We start from the raw sequence: 19,335 nt of genomic DNA, 5'->3' as shown, positions 1-19,335 counted from the left end.
CACGTGACTCACGTACAGCGCGGATGGAGACCCGCCATCCCGGGGTAAGGCGACGTACTGCGTGTTACGTGATACGTACTGCTCGAACCCGTTACTGCAGCCGTTCCAGCGCGCTGCGGACCCATGCCGCGGCGCCGTCCAGGCTCTGGAACTCTTCCACCGCGCGCACTTCGCAGCACGGGTAGGACGGCGCGACCATGCGCGCCAAGGCATTGCCCGGGCCCAGCTGCAGGAACACCCGCGCACCGCGCTCGTAGGCCTGGCGCATCACCTGCGACCATTCGATGGTCTGTGCCAGCTGCGCCGACAGGGTGTGCACTGCTGCCGCGCGATCACGTACCGGCTGTGCATCGATACCGGCCAGCAGCGGCAGGCGCGGGGCCTGCAGTGCAGAGGTATCGAGGGCCGTAGCGAACGGTGCGACTGCCGCTGCCAGCAGCGGTGTGTGCGCCGGAACGTGCACCGGCAGCGGGCGGATGTCCGCACCCTGCGCACGCGCTGCATCGGCAAGGCCCTGCAACGAGGCGAGCCTGCCGCCGACGATGAAATGATCCTGTCCATTGGCGATGGCCACGTACGCGCCCTGTGCATCGCACAGCGACTGCAGGCTGCGGCGGTCCAGCCCGAGCACCGCCTGCAGGCCTGCATCGGCTGGGCTGGCGCCGTCCATCAACTGCGCGCGCCGAGTCGCGAGGGCCAGGCAGGTGGCGGCATCAACGCTGCCGGCGATCGCATGCGCGGCCAGTTCACCGATGCTGTAGCCGGCAACCAACAGCGGTGTCGGCAGCGCGTCGCGCAGGCCCTGCCAGTGCGCCAGCGTTGCGGCACACAACAGCGGCTGCGCCAGTGCGTTGTCGAAGCGTGCTTGGTCGGCGGCGGCCGCGAACACATCACGGCCGAGCACGGCGCTGGCCGACGCCAGCACGTCGCGGGCCGCCGGCAGATCGCGCACCCGGTCGAACATCGCCGCATGCTGCGCGCCTTGCCCGGGGCAGAGCAGGGCGAGGCTCATGCACCCTCCTGCTGCAGCAGGAACCAGCTGCAGGCGAGCAGATCAGCACTGCCACCGGGGCTCAGGCGGCGTGCGACGAAGCGCTTGCCGACATCGCGCAGCCGCGCCTGCCAGCCGGGTGCGAAGGTGCCGCCGCTCGCGAGGAATGCGTGCGCCTGCTGCTGTGCCCAGTGCAGCCCATCGGCACCGCCACGGTGCAGCAGGTTGAGATCGTCCACCTGCGCGACCAGCTGCATCAGGGTCTGGCACAGTGCCGCATCGTGCGTCAGGCCTTCCTCCAGTGCATGACGCAGCGTGGGCATCGCCAGCTCGCGCAGCACCGGGTAGCCGGCCGCCGCCTGCTCGCGTACGCCCGGCACGCCATGGCGCACGCGTGCACGCTGGCCAGGGCTGCTGGCATCCAGTGGCGCGCTGGCGAAGTCGGCTGCCCAGTGCGGCACGGCCAGGCACACCTGTGCAGCCGAACCCGCATGGCCGTGCAGTTGGCGGTAGCGTGCCGATGCAGCGACCAGCAGGCCGAGGCTGAAGATTGCACCACGATGGGTATTGATGCCGCCGGTGGCCCGCAGCATCGCGGCCTCGGCGGCCAGCCCATGCATGCGCAGGACCGCGAAGGGCGCATCGTCGGCGCCAGCATGGGCGATCGCGGTGAAGTAGTGGCGCAGGGCAAACAGGCTGCGCAGGAAGGTGCCAGCATCCATGTCGCGATGGCTGCCGGTATCGAAGGGGGTGACCAGCCCCGGCTTGGGTGTGCAGGCCAGTTCGGCATGCAGGCTGGCGATGGCCAGGCGGCCCAGTCGCGCGCTGTCCACGCGGGGGCGACAGGGTCGCTCGGCGTGGACGACGGTGTTCACGCGGCCACCCCGTTGGCGATGAACAAGCGATCGCGGGCTTCCAGCGCCGCACCATCCACACGCTTGACCAGTACCTCGCGGCTGCAACCGGCGTACTCGCGCCAGTTCACCGCGCCACCGTCGGCCAGGCACAGCTCGCCATCGACGCGGCGCGCGTGCGTGCGTTCCCAGTCCTGCAGGCGCTCGACCAGGGCATCGGCCTGGCCTGCGGCCCTTATCTGCCACAACAGATCGATGTCCGAGCGCGGATGCACATACGGCAAACCGCTCAGATGCCGCCAGGCGAACGCACCGAACACGCGTGCCGGTGCCAGCCGCTGCATCGCCTGCAGTGCGCTTCGCCAGTCGTCGGGCACGCCGCTGGCAACGACCTCTTCCAGCGCGGGCGGTGGCTGCAGTCGACGTACCTCGTGCGAAGCCACGCGCAGCGCCAGCCGTAGCTTGCCCTCGCTCGGCGGCAGCGGCACCCCCAGGCGCAGGCGCGGGTCGGGATCATCCACGGCGCGGCGCGCCACCATTGCAGGCAGGCCCCGCGCGAACCACGCTGCCAGGCGGGGTTCCTGCGCAGCCACGTCGGCGCGCCAGCCGGCGTGGGCCGACAGCCAGGCCAGCGTGTGGCGGGCGGGCCGCTCAGGCATCGCCCTGGCTCACGGCAGCAGCCACGCGTGCGGCCAGCATGCGCCCGCCACGTTCGGCTCCGCGCACAGCGCGGCGGTCGCCATCGGCGGGCGTGCGCAGTGCCTGCAGCAGGTGGGCGGCCAGGTTGCCGTTCCAGATCGAGTCCACCGCACCCATCGCTACGTAGTTTTCCACGCCCGGTGCGAACACCGGTGAGCTCTGGCTGAGCGCCTGCAGCTTTTCCAATGGTTGCTTGGTCACCCGCGCCATCGCACGCAGGTCCATCACGCGTACCTGTGCATCGGGCAGGGCATGGATGTGGTCGGCCATCAGGCCGAAGGACAGGAAGCCGCCACTGACCGATTCGCCGTAGACCAGAGTGACCAGGCGCGCGCCACGGCGGCGGGCCAGATCGAGGGTCTGCGCGAGGTGCGCGAAGCAGCCATTGATGCCCAGCAGCTCATCGCGGCGCGCCAGGCGCTGGCCGGCAGTGTCGGCCAGCATCACGATCGGCCGCTGCGGGTGCGCGGCGGTGCTGGCAAGCACGGTTCCGGCCAGCGCCAATGCGTGGTCGACGCCAACCTCGATGCGGTCGGTGGTGCCGATCACGGTCACCTCGCCATCGTCGGTGGTTGCGCTCCCGGTCAGCACAGAATCCCGGATGTCGATGCGATGGCCGCGCGGGAACAGGGCGTCGAGCAGGGGCTGCAGCGGGGCGGTCATGGCAGCCTCCGGTCGGCGGTGGTGGCAAGGAAGGCGTCGGTGTCCAGCAGCGGCAGTCGTTCGGGTTCGGCGATGCCCTGGCGGGCCCAGATTTCCAGCCCATCGCGGCAATCGCCCCAGGCCTGCACACGGGCTTTCAATGACGCATGGCGTTCCTGCAGCGCGCCCAGTGCCGCATCGGTATCGGTGCTGGCGCCATCGGGTTGCAGCGCATCGCTTGCGGCCTGCGCGAAGGCTTCGATGGCGTCAGGCACCAGCACCTGTGCCTGGTCGATCAGGTAGCGGTGCTTGCCACCGGTCACGCGCCAGACCAGCGCACGGTCGCGTGAGTCGAACTCTTCCACACCGCGTACCGTCTCGATCACTTCCGGGCCGGACAGCGAGAGCCGGCCTTCCTCGGACATGATCACCGTGGTGCAGCAGCGGGCGACGATGCCCATGCCGCCGAACGCACCGTTGCCGCTGCCGATCAGCGCGATGACCGGCACGCCAGCTGCACGCGCGCCCAGGGTGGCGCGCATGATTTCCGAAATCGCGATCAGGCCTGCATTCGCTTCGTGCAGTCGCACGCCGCCGGTGTCCAGCAGCAGAAGCACGCCGTCTGGACGCGTTTCGGCTGCGCGGCGCAGCAATCCGGTCAGCTTGGCTCCGTGCACTTCACCAACGCCACCACCCATGAACTGCCCCTGCTGCGCGGCCAGCAGTACGTGCTTGCCGCGCAGCGTGGCTTGGCCGACGACGATGCCATCGTCGAAGGCAGCCGGCTGGTCCAGCTGGGCCAGGTGCGGGCTCATCATCCGCCGCGCCGGGCCAAGGAATTCGTGGAACGAACCGGCATCGACCAGCCCGGCAACGCGCTCGCGCGCATCGGCTTCGTAGTAACTGTGGCGACGTGCGTGGCTCATGGCGTGCCTCCGGCCAGCAGGGTTTCCACGGCCTGGTCCAGGCGCAGGCTGACCACGGCCGGGGTCGCGCCGGCGTCGTTGATCGACACGCGCACGTCGCGCAGCGGATGGCGCTGGGCGAAATCGGCGATCACCGCCTGCCAGATGCTGCCGAAGCCCTGTGCGGCGGTGATGATACGCACGGTCATTGCGCCGTCCAGATCAGCCGGTTCCAGCAGGATTTCCAGGTTGCCCGAGGCCAGCACGCCCACCAGCACCGCGTCGCGCGGGAACTGCACGGCGGTGCGGCCTTCGAATCGATAGTCGAGGGTTTCCATGCTCAGCCCCTTACCAGTTGCGGAAGCGCTTGGGCGGGTCGTACAGCCCACCGGACCAGCGCACCAGATCCTTCACCGAACGCGCGGCCAGCAGATCGCGGCTGGCATCGCGCACCCGGATGCCGAGGTCCTCCGGTCGGCGGATCACACCGCGGTCGCGCAGGTTTTCCACCATCGCGCGGTCGCGGCCAAGGCCGACGGCGGTGTAGCCGGATACGCCGCGGATCGCCTGTTCGCGTTCCTCCGGCGTGCGGCACAGCAGCAGGTTGGCGATGCCTTCCTCGGTCAGCACATGGCTGACGTCATCGCCGTAGATCATCACCGGCGGCAGCGGCATCTGTGCGCGCTCGGCCAGGTCCCAGGCGTCGAGGCGATCGACGAAGGCCGGTGCCATGTGCTCGCGGAAGGTCTCCACCATCTGCACGACCAGCTTGCGGCCGCGTGGTATTTCACCAGGGCGAGCGGCCTGTTGGCCGGCCTTGATCCAGGCGTCGCTGGCATGGCGGCGGCCGCGTGCATCCGAGCCCATGTTCGGCGCACCGCCGAAGCCGGCGATGCGGTCGCGGGTGGCGGTGGAGCTGTTGCCCTGCAGGTCGATCTGCAGCGTCGAGCCGATGAACATGTCACAGGCATACAGGCCCGCGGTCTGCGAGAACGCGCGATTCGAGCGCATCGAGCCATCGGCACCGGTGAAGAACACATCGCCACGGGCGGCGATGTATTTCTCCATGCCCAGTTCCGAACCGAACGAGTGCACCGACTTCACGAAGCCCGATTCAATGGCAGGAATCAGTGCCGGGTGCGGGTTCAGTGCCCAGTGCTGGCAGATCTTTCCCTTCAGCCCCAGCGATTCGGCATAGGTGGGCAGCAGCAGTTCGATGGCTGCCGTATCGAAGCCGATGCCATGGTTGAGGCGGTTCACGCCGTACTCGGCGTAGATGCCCTTGATGGCCATCATCGCCATCAACACCTGGATCTCGGAGATCTGCGCCGGGTCGCGTGTGAACAGCGGTTCGATGTGGTTCGGCTTCGGCGCCTGCACCACGAAATTGACCCAGTCGGCCGGGATATCGACGCGGGGCAGGGTGTCGACGATCTCGTTGACCTGGGCGATGACGATGCCGCCGCGGAAGGCCGTGGCCTCCACGATCACCGGGGTGTCCTCGGTGTTCGGGCCGGTGTAGAGGTTGCCGTGGCGATCGGCAGCCTGCGCGGCGACCAGCGCCACGCGTGGGGTCAGGTCGATGAAGTAGCGGCCGAAGAGTTCCAGATAGGTGTGGATGGCACCGATCTGGATGCGGCCTTCGGCCACCAGGTTGGCCAGCCGCACCGACTGCGGGCCGGAGAAGGAGAAGTCGAGCCGGGAGGCGATGCCGCGCTCGAACACATCCAGATGCGAGGGCAGTGACAGCACCGATTGCACCATGTGCAGGTCGTGCACCCGCGCCGGGTCGAGATCGGCCAGCACCTGGGCCAGGAAGTCGGCCTGCTTCTGGTTGTTGCCCTCCAGGCAGACCTTGTCACCCGGCTCCAGCAGCGCGTGCAGCAGTTCACCCACGTCCTCGGCGGCGACCTGATGGCCGCGCGCCCACGGCGCGGCGCGCTCCAGGCGCGCCCGGCGACTGCGCTCCAACGTATCCCAGCTCGGGTTCATCGACCGGCTTCCGATTGGCGTTGAGATAATTACGGCATAATTATGACGTGGTGTGCAACCCGCAGTGCAGCAAAAGGAAGGGCCCGCGCGGAGGCGGGCCCATTGATCCGGGTAGTGCCGGCCGCTGGCCGGCTCCACGCGATGAAGGGTAATGGGAAGCCGGCCAGCGGCCGGCACTACCGGTTCCAGTCGCTCAGAACTTCCAGCGCAGGCTGGCCGACACGAAGCGCGGTTCGCCGTAGTTGTTGTAGTCCAGGTTCGCCCAGTAGCTCTTGTCCAGTGCGTTGCGCACGCTCAGCGTGGCCGTCCAGTTGTCGCTGATGCGGTAGTTGGCGTTGAACTGCACCAGCGAGTACGCCGGCTGCTTCACCGTTACCGTGCCACCCAGCGGGTAGGCGATGTTGTAGCCCTGCACCTTGCTCTGCCACTGCACGCCGCCGCCGATGCTCAGGCGTTCGAGTGCGCCGCGCAGCTGCAGCTGGGTATTGAGCTGCAGCAGGTCTTCGGGCGGGTTGGCGTACAGCAGGTCGGTGGCGGCACGGGTGACCTTGACGTGGGTGTAGCCGGCGTTGATCGTCCAGCCCGGCAGGATCTCGCCGTTGACGTCCACTTCCCAGCCGCGCGCCTTGGTGCCGTTGATGCCGATGTAGGCCGAGCTGCCATCGCTCAACGTGCCTTCCGGCACGCTCATGTCACGCACCGCGTAGTTGTCCTGCTTGGCCTCGAACACGGCGGCATTGGCGGTCAGGCGGCCATCGAACCACTGCGTCTTGACGCCCGCTTCCAGGTTGGAGCCCTGCACCGGTGCCAGCAGGTTGTCATTGCGGTCGCGGTAGTTCTGCGGATTGAAGATCTCGGTGTAGCTGGCGTAGGCCGACACGTTCGGGGTGATGTCGTAGACCAGGCCCACATACGGGGTGACTTCGTCGCTGACCTTGTAGGCGCCGCTGGTGCCGGTATAGGCGCCGGCCGCGTTGTAGGAGCGGCTCAGCGTCTGCCAGCGGCTCAGGCGTGCACCGGCAATCAGCGAGAGCGGATCGGCCAGGTGCAGGCGGGTGGCCAGGTAGACGCCACTCTGCGTGGTCTTGGCCACGCGGCGCGCGCCGGTGCGGGTGTAGGTCACCTCGGAGATATCGCCATCCCAGCTGAAAACGTTGGGGATGTAGTAGCAGCGCTCGCGACCGCAGGTGGCCCAGTCGCGCGGGTAGTTCAGCGTCAGCGTATTGGTGGTGCCTTCCAGGTCCGACCACTGCGCACCGACGGTCAGGTCATGGTCGCGGCCGAACAGCGGGAACGTGCCGGTCAGGTAGGCGTCGACGTTGCGGCGGGTGTCCTTGGAATCACCGGCGGCGGCGCGCAGGTAGATGCCCGAGCCGCTCACCGGGTCCGGGTTGCCGGTGCCATACAGGCGCACGTTCTGCACGTTGCCACGGGTATAGGCCGTGTTGATCTTCAGCAGCCAGTCGTCGCCGAAGCGCTGTTCCAGGTTGGCGAACGCGGTGTTGCTCTCGCGCTTCCAGTAGCTCCACTTCGGCGACAGGTTGGTCGAGCGCGCCAGGTGGGCGAAGTTGCCCTGGTTGTCGAAGAACGCAACGGTGCCCCAGGTGGATCCGGTCGGGTTGTTGTCCTGGCTCTGGTAACCGAGGGTGATGGTGGTGCTGTCGGTGACGTCGCCTTCCAGCACTGCCATGCCGGCCATCTTGTTCTCGTCGTAGCGGTCGTAGTACAGGCCACGATCGGTATAGGCGGCGACCACGCGGCTGCGGAAGCGGCCGTCATCGGTCAGCGGCGCGGTCACATCGGCCTCCATGCGCCGATAGTCCCAGCTGCCCGCGCTGACCGCGAACGAGGCATCGAACTCCTTGCCCGGGCGCTTGCGCAGCAGGTTGACCGTGGCCGACGGCACACCGGCGCCACTGAGAAGGCCGTTGGCACCGCGGATCACTTCGATGCGGTCGTAGAAGGCGGTGTCGTATTCCTGGTTGGTCGAACCGCTGTAGGTCGGGATGCCGTCGACCTGGAAGTCGGTGATGGCGAAGCCGCGTGCGTAGTAGAGCGGGCGCTGGGTGTCGTAGAAGGACACGCTGACGCCGGTCACGGTGCGCATCACGTCGTTGATGCTGAACAGCGATTCGTCCTGCAGGCGCTTCAGGCTGATCGCGGTGGCGGACTGCGGAGTTTCCTGCAGCGTGATCGGCAGGCGCGTGGTGCTCGACGGCGGTGCGGACTGTTCGGCGCGAACGCTGACCCGGTCCAGGGTCTTGGCATCGGCGGCGCCATCGGCCGCAGCGAACGCACTGGGTGAGGCCAGCAGGGACAGCGACGAAAGCAGGGCAGCCGGCAGCAGCGCGCGGCGGGGCAGGCGGTTACGCAGGGTCAGGGACATGAGGGGCTCGAGGCTTGGAAGCGGGGAAGGGCGGCAACAGTCGTCCAGCACCCGGGGCGGCGGCTTCGGGCACATCAGGTCCATCTGGGAGGGGCGCGGTCACTGCGCAGGACGCAAATGTAAATAATTCTTAACAACATTACAATTCGTGTCATTGTGCATTGACTTTCCGGCACCAGGCAGTGGCGGGCCGGGGTCGGATCCCGTTGCCACGGCAACGGGCTCTGACCCCATCATCGGCGCTCAAACGCAGGTCAGAGCCCTCCCATGCGGGAGGGATCCGACCCGCCGCCGTACAAAAACGAACGGCCACCCGAAGGTGGCCGTCCGTCTGCATCGAAAGGAAGGCGCGGGCTTACAGCGCCTGCAGTTCCTCGTTGGCGTTGCGCTTTTCCTTGGCCGGCGCCGGAACCGCAGCCGGAACCGCGGTGGGAGCCGGCGCTGCTGCATTGGCGTCCACCGGCACTTCCAGGTACGGCAGGTGCAGGGTCTGGCTGGTCAGCGTACGGATCTCGTTGGTCAGCGCGGCGCTGTCGTTGAGCTTGCGCCCGTACGACGGCACGATTTGGCGCAGGCGCGCTTCCCAGCCGGCCTTCATCTGGTCCGGGAAGGCCTTGGCCATCAGGTCCAGCATGATCGGCGGCGAGGTCGACGCGCCCGGCGAAGCGCCAAGCAGGGCCGCGAGGGTGTGGTCCTTGTCGGTCACGATCTCGGTACCGAACTGCAGCACCGGGCCCTTCAGCGGATCACGCTTGATGATCTGCACGCGCTGACCGGCGGTGACCAGCTTCCAGTCGCCCGGCTTGGCGTTGGGGAAGTACTTGACCAGTTCGGCCTGGCGGTCGGCATCGTTCAGGCGCGCCTGGCCCATCAGGTACTGCACCAAGTCCAGGTTGTCCTTGCCCACTTCCAGCATCGGGCCGACGTTGTTGTGGGTGACCGAGGAATACAGGTCCCACCACGAGCCGTGCTTGAGGAACTTGGTGCTGTACAGCGCGAACGGCCCGAACAGGACCACCGGCTTGCCATCCAGCTTGCGCGCATCCAGGTGCGGCACCGACATCGGCGGCGACCCGGTTTCGGCCATGCCGTAGGCCTTCACACCGTGGCGCGAAGTCACGTCCTGGCCCTGGAAGGCGAGGAACTGGCCACCGACCGGGAAGCCGGCGTAGTCCTTCGATTCCGGGATGCCCGACATCTGCAGCAGTTTCAGCGCGGCGCCACCGGCACCGATGAACACGAAGCGGGCGTGGGTCGTGGACTCGGTGCCGGCCTTGAGGTCCTTCACCGTCACGTTCCAGCTCTTGTCGGCGTTCTGCCGCAGCGCGCTCACTTCATGGTTCAGGTGCAGGCTGAAGTTCGGGCTGCGCTGCAGGCCGGTGGTCAGCTGGCGGGTGATCACGCCGAAGTTGACGTCGGTACCGAGCGGCATCCAGGTCGCGGCCACCTTCTGCTTCGGGTCACGGCCTTCCATCAGCAGCGGTGCCCACTGCTTGATCTGCGCCGGATCTTCCGAGTACTGCATGCCGTAGAACAGCGGGTTCTTCACCAGGGCCTGCTGGCGCTTGTGCAGGTAGGCGATGTTGTCATCGCCCCAGACGAAGCTCATGTGCGGGGTCGGGTTGATGAAGTCGCTGGGCTGGCTCAGCCGGCCTTCCTTCACCTGGTGCGACCAGAACTGGCGCGAGACCTCGAACGATTCGGCGATGCCGACCGCGCGCTTGGTCTCGATGCTGCCGTCGGGCAGTTCCGGGGTGTAGTTCAGTTCGGCGAACGCCGAGTGGCCGGTGCCGGCGTTGTTCCAGCCGTCGGAGCTTTCACCGGCGACGCCGTCGAGGCGCTCGTAGACCTGGATGTTCCAGTCCGGCTGCAGTTCCTGCAGGTAGGTGGCCAGGGTGATGCTCATGATGCCGGCGCCGACCAGCACAACGTCGACGGGCTTGTCGTTGCTGGCGGCGGGCACCGAGCGCTGGGTCAGCGGCCAGTACAGGAACAGCGCGGCGGCCAGCAACAGCAGCACGAGCAGGGCGAGCAGGGCCTTGCCAAATTTCTTCATGGGGGCGGGATCGTTGGCGGAGGGGAGGAGTTCAGGATGCGCATGAAGCAGGGAAAGGGCGTGAAGAAACAACGCCTTGCAGCATCCGCCTGCGATTCTAACCGGAACCGGTCCTTTTTTGATGCAACGCAGCATCCGGCGCTTCGCGCCATCCTCACCCGGCAGCGCCGGGCGATGCCCGGCAAACGAAGCCCTGGTAGCGCCAGGCCATGCCTGGCGACAGCTTCAATCAGACCAGCTCAAGAATCTCGTCGCCAGCCTCATCGACCTCCCCGGTCGGGCGCCAGCCCAGGCGCCGGTAGAAGCCGTGCGAGCGCGAGCGTGGGTCGGCCGAACAGGCCAGGAACAGCCGCAGGTGGCCGGCATCGCGGGTCAGGCTGACCACCTCCTGCAAGAGCTGGCGACCGATGCCGCGGCCTTCATACTCCGGCAGCAGGGCCAGCACCAATACCTCGCCACTGTCGCGGTCGGCGAAGCAGTAGCCGGCCATGCGTTCGCCCTCCCAGGCGATTCGGCCGATGAAATCGCCACCGGAGATGCCTTCGGCCCACGTCTGCGCGGTGATGCCCAGCGCGGCCAGTTGCACGGCACTGAAGGCGTTTTCGCGAGTACGCCCGCGCAGGTCGATGCAGACGGCAGCGTCTTCAGGGCGCGCATCGCGGACGAATACAGGCATGCAGGCATCCTTGCAGTGATCGGCCGGCCAGTATCCGCATCACGCATGGACCCGGTGTGTAGGGCGCATGGAGATTGGATGGAGAAAAAGGGGACGGAGGGGATTAAGTCGTCTTTGCCCTGTACGACGTTTGGGCCTCAAACGACTTAATCCCCTCCGTCCCATTTTTTCAGCGCTTGCGCCGGATCAGTGCCGAGGAGGCGTCCAGCACCGCGCGGGTCAGCAGGGCCATGGTCTGCACGTCGCCTTTCCAGTGCTGCCAGTACAGCGGTACGTCTTCCCACGCGCGCTGGCGCACGTAGACCAGGCGTCCGGCATCCAGGTGCCGCTTGACCAGCGGCAGGGGGTTCATGGTCCAGCCCATGCCGCCCAGGTTCGCCTGCACGAAGGCGCGGGTGGACGGAATCCACCAGGTCGGCGCGGTGCTGGGCAGGTCATCACCGGCCATGCGCCGGGCAAAGCGCGACTGCATTTCATCCTTGCGGTTGAACACCAGCACCGGGGCCTGCGCCAGCGCCTGCGCGGTCACGCCCTTGGCAAAATGGCGCTCGCGGAACTCGGGGGTACAGGTGGCGGCGTAGCGGATGCTGCCCAGCGCGTGGATCTGGCAACCCTGCACCGGCTCGTCCAGGGTGGTCACTGCGCCCAGCACCGTGCCCTGGCGCAGCAGCTCCACGGTGTGGTCCTGGTCCTCAACGCGCAGGTCCAGCGTGGTGCCGGTGGTCTGTGCGAACTGGTAGGCGGCCTGGGGGAACCAGGTTTCTAGGCTGTCGTGGTTCACCGCCACCGGGATGCTGGCCTGTGGCAGATCCTCGTCGGCCAGGCCCATCCGGTGCAGCGCATCGTGTTCGAGCAGGGCCGTCTGCTCGGCCAGCTGCACCAGCAGCTGCCCCTCGGCGGTGGCGGTGGCCGGGGTGCCGCGCTTGACCAGCAGCCGGCCGATCCGATCTTCCAGCGCCTTGACCCGCTGCGAGATGGCGGACGGGGTGACATTCAGCGACTGCGCGGCGCGGTCGAAGCTGCCTTCGCGGATCACTGCGGCGAGGGCGCGCAGCTGGGCATGGTCGATACGCATCGAATTAAGTTCCGCTAATGTTGGTTTAGGAAGTTTAGCTCGTCTTTTTCATGTTGCGGCGCGACAATGGCGCCCGTTCCGGTGCTGTCCGCCTTCGCGAGGCACCGTCCCCCCAAGCAAGTAAAGGCAGTGAATCCCATGTTCTCGGTCATCTCCGCCAGCACCGGCCTCGGTGCCTGGTTCTCTGGTGCAGCTACCGGCATCGGCCTGTTCGCCGTGGTCGGCGCCCAGAGCGCCTTCATCCTGCGCCAGGGCATCCTGCGCAAGCACATCGTGCCGGTGGTCGCCACCTGTGCGGCCATCGATGCGATCTTCATCTTTGCCAGCGTGGCCGGCCTGCGCACGCTCACTTCGGCGCTGCCGTGGCTGACCACTGCCGTGCTGTGGACCGGTGTGGCGTTCCTGGCCTGGTACGCAATGAAGTCGGCTCGCCGTGCGATCGCCGGTGGCGGCGGCATGGGCGAGGCTGACAGCGACGACGGCAGCCGCCGTGCGGTGCTGATGGCCGCGGTCGGTTTCTCGCTGATCAACCCGCACTTCTGGCTGGACATGATGGTGATCGGTTCGATCGCCGAGAACTTCGGCAACGCCCGCATGGCCTTCGCTGCCGGCGTGGTCACCGCCAGCTGCCTGTGGCTGACCGCGCAGGGCCTGGGCGCGCGCCTGCTGGCGCCGCTGTTCACCAAGCCCAGCACCTGGCGTGTGCTCGACGGCACCATCGCGGTGATCCTCAGCATCCTGGCCCTCACGTTGGCGGTGCGCGGGGTCCATTGACCCGGCGCACGCCCCCCGAACCCACGTCCTGACTCTCTCTCCAAGGTAGTGGTAACGACGGCACCGGCAACGGTGCCGTCGTTTTTTGTGGGCCACTGGCGGTCCGGTCGGCAGCCTGCCTAGAATCGGCCAGCCGGGACAAGGGGTCCAGGCAGGGGGGAAGGATGCAGAAAATGATTCTGGCGGCCTCGCTGGCCGTCCTCGGGAGCGTTGCCGCGGCTGGCGCGGGCGCAGTGGATCTGACGCAGTACCTGCGTCGGGAGACCTTCACCGACATCAAGATCTCGCCGGGGGGCGAGTACGTGGCCGCGACGGTGCCGATGGAGGATTACACCGCCATCGCCGTGTTGAGGCTGAAGGACAAGCAGATCGTCGGCAGCTTCCGGCCTCCCCGGCGCAACCACGCGCAGACATTCGACTGGGTCAGCAACGAGCGCCTGCTGATCGGCCTGGCCCAGAAGTGGGGCGCGCTCGATCAGCCCAACCTTACCGGCGAACTCTACGCGATCGATGCCAACGGCAGCCGAGGCGAGCTGCTGGTGGGTTACCGCGTGGAGAGCAAGGGCCCGGGTACTCGCATCCAGCCGAAAACGGTCGAGGCGGTTGCCGCCTTCCTGGCCGATGATCTGCCAGGCGACGAGCGCAACGTGCTGGTGACGGTCTGGCCATTCACCGACGATCCCTACACGCGCATCGAGCGCATGGATGTCAGCAGTGGCCGGCGTTCGCGGGTGGTCGGATCGCCGGTCCGGCGCGGTGAGTTCACCACGGACGGGCAGGGTGAGGTGCGCTTCGTGCACGGTGCGGGTACCGACAACATCAACAAGCTCTATTACCGCGAGCGTAGCGGGGAGAGCTGGAAGCTGGTCAACGACGAACAGGTGAGCAAGCGTATCGAGACGGCGGTCGGGTTCTCCGCCGACGGCAACCTGGCTTACCTGGAGGTGCAGCAGGCGCAGGGCCCCGATGCCATTGTCAGCTGGAATCCGCAGACCGGCGAGCGCCATGCCGTGCTGCGCGATGACGTGGTCGATCCTTACCGGATCATCCGCCGCCCCGGCAGCCACGAGCCGGTGGGCGCGTTGTACCTGGGGGACACACCGAGGACCCGCTTCTTCGACGAAGCTTCGGCCGAGGCACGTCTTTACCGCAGCCTGGAAGCGGCCCTCGGTGGAGCGGTGTACATCACCTCCAGCACCCGCGATGGCCGTGTCGTGCTGGTGGAAACCTGGTCGGGCACGAACCCCGGCGATTTCTACGTGTACGACACCGAGGCACGCAAGGCCGAGCACCTGATCAGCCGCAGCGAATGGATCGACGCGCGCAACAGTGCCAGCGTAAAGGCGATCGCATTGAAGGCACGCGACGGGATGCCGCTGCATGGCTTCCTGACCCTGCCGCAGGGCAGCGATGGGCGCAATCTGCCGATGGTGGTGATGCCGCACGGCGGGCCGTTCGATGTTTTCGATTCCGGCCAGTACGATCGTGAAACGCAGATGCTGGCCGCTGCCGGCTACGCGGTGCTGCAGGTCAATTTCCGTGGTTCGGGCAACTATGGTCGTGCGCACACCCAGGCTGGCGCGCTGCAGTGGGGCGCGGCGATGCAGGACGACGTGACCGATGCCACGCGCTGGGCGATCGGGGAAGGCATTGCCGACGCGCGGCGCATCTGCATCTACGGCGCCAGCTACGGCGCCTACTCGGCGATGATGGGTGCCGCCCGAGAGCCGGGGCTGTACCAGTGTGCGGCGGGCTATGTCGGCGTCTATGACCTGCCGTTGATGTACACCCGTGGTGACATTCAGGATCGCGGCTCGGGCGTGACCTACCTGCGCGAATGGCTGGGGGATCCGGCACAGCTCGGTGCTGTCTCGCCAGTCAATCTTGCGGAACGGATCAAGGTACCGGTGTTCCTTGCAGCAGGTGGCGAGGACAAGCGTGCACCGATCCAGCATACCGAGCGCATGGAAGCGGCGCTCAAGCGCGCCGGCACGCCGGTGGAAAGCCTGTACTACACGACCGAAGGCCACGGCTTCTACACCGAAGCCCATCGCAGCGAGTACTACGGCAAGCTGCTGGCGTTCCTGTCGCGCAGCCTGGGTGGCAAGACCGCCACGACTGTGGCTGCGGACGGCAAGGGCAAGGCGCCGTAGCGCAAAGGGCGGCGGATGGTTCATCCGCCGCCCCGGTTCCTGCCTCTGCGTGGGCTTACTTCACCCCGTGCATCATCTTCTTCAGCAGCGGAGCGGCGATGAAGGCGGCCAGCGCGCAGCCGAGGCCGATCCACATCAGCAGCCAGAACAGGTGCGCATAGGCACCAGCCGCGGCGACCATGTCCAGCGATTCGCCTTCCGGCACCTCGATCGCGGCCAGCTTGCCGAACAGTGCGGCCAGCGTTTCCGAGAACGCGGTGGCCAGGAACCAGGTGCCCATCATCAGGCTCATCACCCGCGGCACCGCCAACTGGGTCACCGCCGACAGGCCGACCGGCGACAGGCACATTTCACCGCTGGCCAGCAGGAAGTAGGCCAGCACCAGCCACCACACGCTGGCCATCTCGCCGGTGGCGCCAACCTGCTGTGCAGCCAGTGCCAGTGGGACGAATGAAAGCGCGCCGATCACCAGGCCCCAGGCCGACTTCACCGGCTTGCCCGGCTCCCAGCCACGGCGGTCCATCCAGGTCCACAGTGCGGCGAAGGCCGGGGCCAGCAGCACCAGGAACAGGCCGCCGAGATAGGTGAGCGAGCCGGCGGTCTGCGGAATCACCAGGCAGTCGCGCACCAGCAGCACCAGCATCAGTACGACGATGGCGGCGAAGAAGGTGCGCGGCGCCGACGACCCCGGACGGCGCTCGGACAACCGCGCGCTGACTACGAAGCCGAGCGGTGCCAGCAGCAGCGAGATGATCGACCACGGCAGCGGCGTGCCACCGGTGATCACCAGCGACGGCACGATGTCCTTGGTCAGCAGGCGGTCGGTGAAGGTCACCCACGAGCCATAGGACTGCTCGTACATCGTGAAGAACACCAGCGCCATGAAGATCAGCACCATCAGCGCGATCATCTGCTGGCGCTGCACCGGCGTGCACTTCGTGCCGGTGAACCAGGCGAACCAGACCAGCACGCCGCCCAGCACCACCAGCATCAGCATCAGCGCCAGGCTGATTTCGCCGCCCAGCGCGAACGCGCCATTGCCGGCCGCCCACATCAGCCATGCCACCGGCAGCACACCGAGCACCGCGCACAGATAAATGAGCCATTCGCGCGGCAGGCCCAGCACCTTCTGCTTCAGCGCGGCCGGCTGTGGCGGTTCGGCATTGCCCTGCAGATACTTCTGGCCCCACAGGAACATCGCCAGGCCGGCCAGCATGCCAATGCCGGCGGCGCCGAAGCCGTATTTCCAGCCATAGGCCTCGCCAAGGAAGCCGCACACCAGCGAGGAGAACAATGCGCCGAGGTTGATGCCGGCGTAGAACAGCGAGAAGCCCGAATCGCGGCGCGGGTCGTCCTTGGCGTACAGCTTGCCGACGATGGTGGAGATGTTCGGCTTCAGGAAGCCCACGCCCATGATGATCAGCGCCAGCGACAGGTAGGTCACCGCCAGCGCGGAGGTATCGCGCACCACTTCGCCGTTGACCCGGTAGGCCGCGTGGCCTTCGAAGGCCATGCCCAGATGGCCGAGCACCAGCAGGATGCCGCCGAACAGCACCGCCCGGCGCATGCCCAGCCAGCGGTCGGCCAGCATGCCGCCGAACACCGGGATGCAGTACACCAGGCCACCGTAGGCGCCGAGCAGGTCCAGGCCGGCCTTGTCGCCGAACAGGTGGTACTTGGTCAGGTACAGCAGCAGCAGCGCCTTCATGCCGTAGAAGGAGAAGCGCTCCCACATCTCGGTGAAGAAGCAGACGTAGACACCCTTGGGATGGCCCAGGAAGTCGTCGGAGGCAGTAGCGGCAACGGTCATCGACGGCGCGGACAGCGGAAAGGGCGCGATTATAGAAGGGGATGGGCCGGATCACGGCGCTTATGACAAATGCGACTTAATCCCCTCCGTCCCCTTTTTGCGGCAGGCGTTGCCTGGCCTTGCCGGATCGGCCGGTTGGCCTTGCCGAGCGGGTCGGGGAGGGCGTTGGGCCATGTCCTGCGGTGACCATGCGCACTGGACTTGCCGCCCCCTGAACGCTAGCGTGATCGGGATTTTTTGCCAGCAGGGGCTTCCATGAACCACGACGCTGCGCCCAAGCAGCTCACCTTCCGCGCAGTGGCCCTGGCCATCGTGCTGGCGGTGGTGCTGTCGGCCGCAAACGCCTACCTCGGTCTGTTCGCAGGCCTGACCATCGCCACCGCCATTCCCGCCGCGGTGATTTCCATGGGCGTGCTGCGCCTGCTGGGCGGTGGCTCCATCCTCGAAAACAACATCGTGCAGACCGGCGCTTCGGCCGGCTCGTCGATCGCCGCCGGTGTGATCTTCACCATCCCCGCGCTGGTGATCATGGGCTACTGGCCGGACTTCAAGTACTGGTGGGTGCTGGGCATCGCCGGCCTGGGTGGCCTGCTGGGCGTGCTGTTCTCGGTGCCGCTGCGCCGTTCGATGATCGTCGAAGATCCGCTGCCGTTCCCGGAAGGCAAGGCCGCGGCCGAAGTGCTCAAGGCCGGTGAGAATCCGGGCCCGGGCCTGAAGATCCTCGGCCTGTCGGCGGTGATCGGTGCGTTCGTCAAGCTGGCCGCGGAAAGCGGCATGCGCCTGATTCCCGATGCGTGGGCCACCTCGGCCTATGTCGGCAGCTCCAAGGTCACCGCCTTCATCGGCACCAACCTGTCGCCGGCGCTGCTGGGCGTGGGCTACATCGTCGGCCTCAACGTCGGCATCGTGGTGGTGTCCGGCTCGATCCTGACCTGGCACATCGCCATTCCGATCTACCAGGCGTTCTTCATGAACACCGATCCGGCGCTGGCCGCTTCGGTGGCTGCCGCCTCGTCCACCGAGGCCGCGTTCGCCATCTGGGGCGCGAAGATGCGCTACCTGGGCGTCGGCGCGATGCTGATCGGTGGCATCTGGACCCTGATCTCGCTGCGCAAGTCGCTGTTGAACGGCGTCAAGAGCGGCTTTGCGGCAGCCCGCAAGAGCGGTGGCCCGGTGCTGGCGCATACCGAGCGCGACCTGCCGATGAAGTGGATGCTGGTCGCCCTGGTGGCCTTCGTGCTGCCGCTGCTGGCCCTGTACCAGGCCATCGTCGGCCAGTGGCACGTGTCGATCCCGATGACCCTCATCATGATCGTCGCCGGCTTCCTGTTCGTGTCGGTCTCGGCCTACCTGGCCGGCCTGATCGGCTCGTCCAACAACCCGGTCTCGGGCATCACCATCTCCACCATCCTGTTCGCCTCGGCCGTGCTGGTCGTGCTGCTCGGTGCCGACGGCCTGAAGCCGGTCGGTGCCGGCGGTGCGCCGCTGGGTGCGGTGGCCGCGATCATGATCGGCGCGGTGGTGTGCTGCGCCGCCGCGGTCGGCGGTGACAACCTGCAGGACCTCAAGGCCGGCTACATCGTCGGTGCCACCCCGTGGAAGCAGCAGCTGATGCTGGGCATCGGCGCGTTCTCGTGCGCGCTGATCATGGCCCCGGTGCTGAACCTGCTGGCCACCGCCTACGGCATTGGTGTGAAGTCCGAGCTGCATCCGAACGCACTGGCCGCGCCGCAGGCCAACCTGATGGCCTCGGTGGCCAAGGGCCTGTTCGGTGGCGAACTGCCGTGGACCTTCATCGGCATCGGTGCCGTGGTCGGCGCCGCCATCATCGCCTTCGACAGCTGGCTGAAGTCGCGTAACGCCCGTTTCCGCGTGCCGGTGCTGGCCGCCGCCATTGGTATCTACCTGCCGCTGGAACTGATGGTGCCGATCTTCCTCGGCGGCCTGATCGCCTACCTGGTCGAGCGCTTCCACAAGGTGCGCGCCGATGATGAAGAAGGCCGCGACCGCGTGCACAAGCCGGGCGTGCTGTTCGCCGCCGGCCTGATCACCGGCGAGGCGCTGATGGGCATCGCCATCGCGATTCCGATCGTGGTCAGCAGCCGCGCCGACGTGCTGGCCGTGCCGTTCCACCTGCCGGCCGCGCAGTGGATCGGGCTGGCCGTGCTGTTCCTGGTCGGCTGGCTGATCTACCGCACTGGCAAGTACGCCAAGGCGTAAGCAATGGGGTCGGATCCCTTCCCGCAGGGAAGGGCTCTGACCCCACGCAGGCGGCGCCTGGGGTCAGAGCCGATTCCGCCGGAATCGGATCCGACCCCGGTG

At 67.2% G+C, this 19,335-nt stretch carries 15 protein-coding genes; 3 read left to right on the top strand and 12 right to left on the bottom strand.

What is annotated here, in order from left to right:
* Nucleotides 1-91: 91 nt before the first annotated feature.
* From mdcH to AC5P88_RS04580, 11 genes are all read right to left on the bottom strand, one after another.
* Nucleotides 92-1,012, bottom strand: coding sequence for a malonate decarboxylase subunit epsilon (gene mdcH, locus AC5P88_RS04630; RefSeq protein ID WP_495224441.1), 921 nt, complete (start codon nt 1,010-1,012; stop codon nt 92-94).
* On the bottom strand, nt 1,009-1,866 hold the full coding sequence (gene mdcB, locus AC5P88_RS04625) for a triphosphoribosyl-dephospho-CoA synthase MdcB (protein ID WP_495224440.1): 858 nt from the start codon (nt 1,864-1,866) through the stop codon (nt 1,009-1,011). The genes mdcH and mdcB overlap by 4 nt, the downstream gene beginning before the upstream one ends.
* On the bottom strand, nt 1,863-2,504 hold the full coding sequence (gene mdcG / locus AC5P88_RS04620) for a malonate decarboxylase holo-[acyl-carrier-protein] synthase (protein ID WP_495224439.1): 642 nt from the start codon (nt 2,502-2,504) through the stop codon (nt 1,863-1,865). Before mdcG ends, mdcB begins: the two co-directional genes overlap by 4 nt.
* Nucleotides 2,497-3,207 carry a biotin-independent malonate decarboxylase subunit gamma gene (mdcE, locus tag AC5P88_RS04615; protein WP_495224437.1) on the bottom strand — a complete coding sequence of 237 codons (711 nt, stop codon included), beginning with the start codon at nt 3,205-3,207 and terminating at the stop codon, nt 2,497-2,499. Before mdcE ends, mdcG begins: the two co-directional genes overlap by 8 nt.
* Nucleotides 3,204-4,112: a biotin-independent malonate decarboxylase subunit beta gene (locus tag AC5P88_RS04610; RefSeq protein ID WP_495224436.1), complete on the bottom strand. Its 909-nt coding sequence runs from the start codon at nt 4,110-4,112 to the stop codon at nt 3,204-3,206. Before AC5P88_RS04610 ends, mdcE begins: the two co-directional genes overlap by 4 nt.
* Nucleotides 4,109-4,429: a malonate decarboxylase acyl carrier protein gene (gene mdcC, locus AC5P88_RS04605; RefSeq protein ID WP_495224435.1), complete on the bottom strand. Its 321-nt coding sequence runs from the start codon at nt 4,427-4,429 to the stop codon at nt 4,109-4,111. The genes AC5P88_RS04610 and mdcC overlap by 4 nt, the downstream gene beginning before the upstream one ends.
* Before the next feature lie 10 nt (nt 4,430-4,439).
* Nucleotides 4,440-6,083 carry a malonate decarboxylase subunit alpha gene (gene mdcA / locus AC5P88_RS04600; protein WP_495224434.1) on the bottom strand — a complete coding sequence of 548 codons (1,644 nt, stop codon included), beginning with the start codon at nt 6,081-6,083 and terminating at the stop codon, nt 4,440-4,442.
* Between the two features lie 193 nt (nt 6,084-6,276).
* Nucleotides 6,277-8,469, bottom strand: a complete 2,193-nt coding sequence (locus tag AC5P88_RS04595) for a TonB-dependent siderophore receptor (RefSeq protein ID WP_495224433.1) — start codon at nt 8,467-8,469, stop codon at nt 6,277-6,279.
* 355 nt (nt 8,470-8,824) lie between these two features.
* A complete protein-coding gene (gene mqo / locus AC5P88_RS04590; RefSeq protein WP_495224432.1) occupies nt 8,825-10,525 on the bottom strand; it encodes a malate dehydrogenase (quinone) in 1,701 nt (566 codons plus the stop codon).
* Between the two features lie 229 nt (nt 10,526-10,754).
* A complete protein-coding gene (locus AC5P88_RS04585) occupies nt 10,755-11,201 on the bottom strand; it encodes a GNAT family N-acetyltransferase (protein WP_495224431.1) in 447 nt (148 codons plus the stop codon).
* Between the two features lie 169 nt (nt 11,202-11,370).
* On the bottom strand, nt 11,371-12,276 hold the full coding sequence (locus AC5P88_RS04580) for a LysR family transcriptional regulator ArgP (RefSeq protein WP_049416399.1): 906 nt from the start codon (nt 12,274-12,276) through the stop codon (nt 11,371-11,373).
* Nucleotides 12,277-12,414: 138 nt separating this feature from the next.
* On the opposite strand from AC5P88_RS04580, the gene AC5P88_RS04575 reads away from it, so the two are divergent.
* Nucleotides 12,415-13,050: a LysE/ArgO family amino acid transporter gene (locus AC5P88_RS04575; protein WP_005408523.1), complete on the top strand. Its 636-nt coding sequence runs from the start codon at nt 12,415-12,417 to the stop codon at nt 13,048-13,050.
* A gap of 164 nt (nt 13,051-13,214) precedes the next feature.
* Complete coding sequence (locus AC5P88_RS04570) at nt 13,215-15,203, top strand: alpha/beta hydrolase family protein (protein ID WP_495224430.1); 1,989 nt, start codon at nt 13,215-13,217, stop codon at nt 15,201-15,203.
* 55 nt (nt 15,204-15,258) lie between these two features.
* On the opposite strand, the gene AC5P88_RS04565 is transcribed toward AC5P88_RS04570, so the two are convergent.
* On the bottom strand, nt 15,259-17,013 hold the full coding sequence (locus tag AC5P88_RS04565; RefSeq protein WP_495224429.1) for a peptide MFS transporter: 1,755 nt from the start codon (nt 17,011-17,013) through the stop codon (nt 15,259-15,261).
* 255 nt (nt 17,014-17,268) lie between these two features.
* Here AC5P88_RS04565 and AC5P88_RS04560 point away from each other — a divergent pair, with 255 nt between their 5' ends.
* Entirely contained in the window at nt 17,269-19,233 is a 1,965-nt protein-coding gene (locus AC5P88_RS04560) for an OPT family oligopeptide transporter (protein WP_495224428.1), read from the top strand.
* Nucleotides 19,234-19,335: the final 102 nt, after the last annotated feature.

This window comes from Stenotrophomonas sp. YJH_SMC_8 (assembly GCF_059371315.1).
The sequence above is the reverse complement of the archived record's forward strand: the minus strand, read 5'-3'. Positions and strand labels throughout refer to the sequence as shown.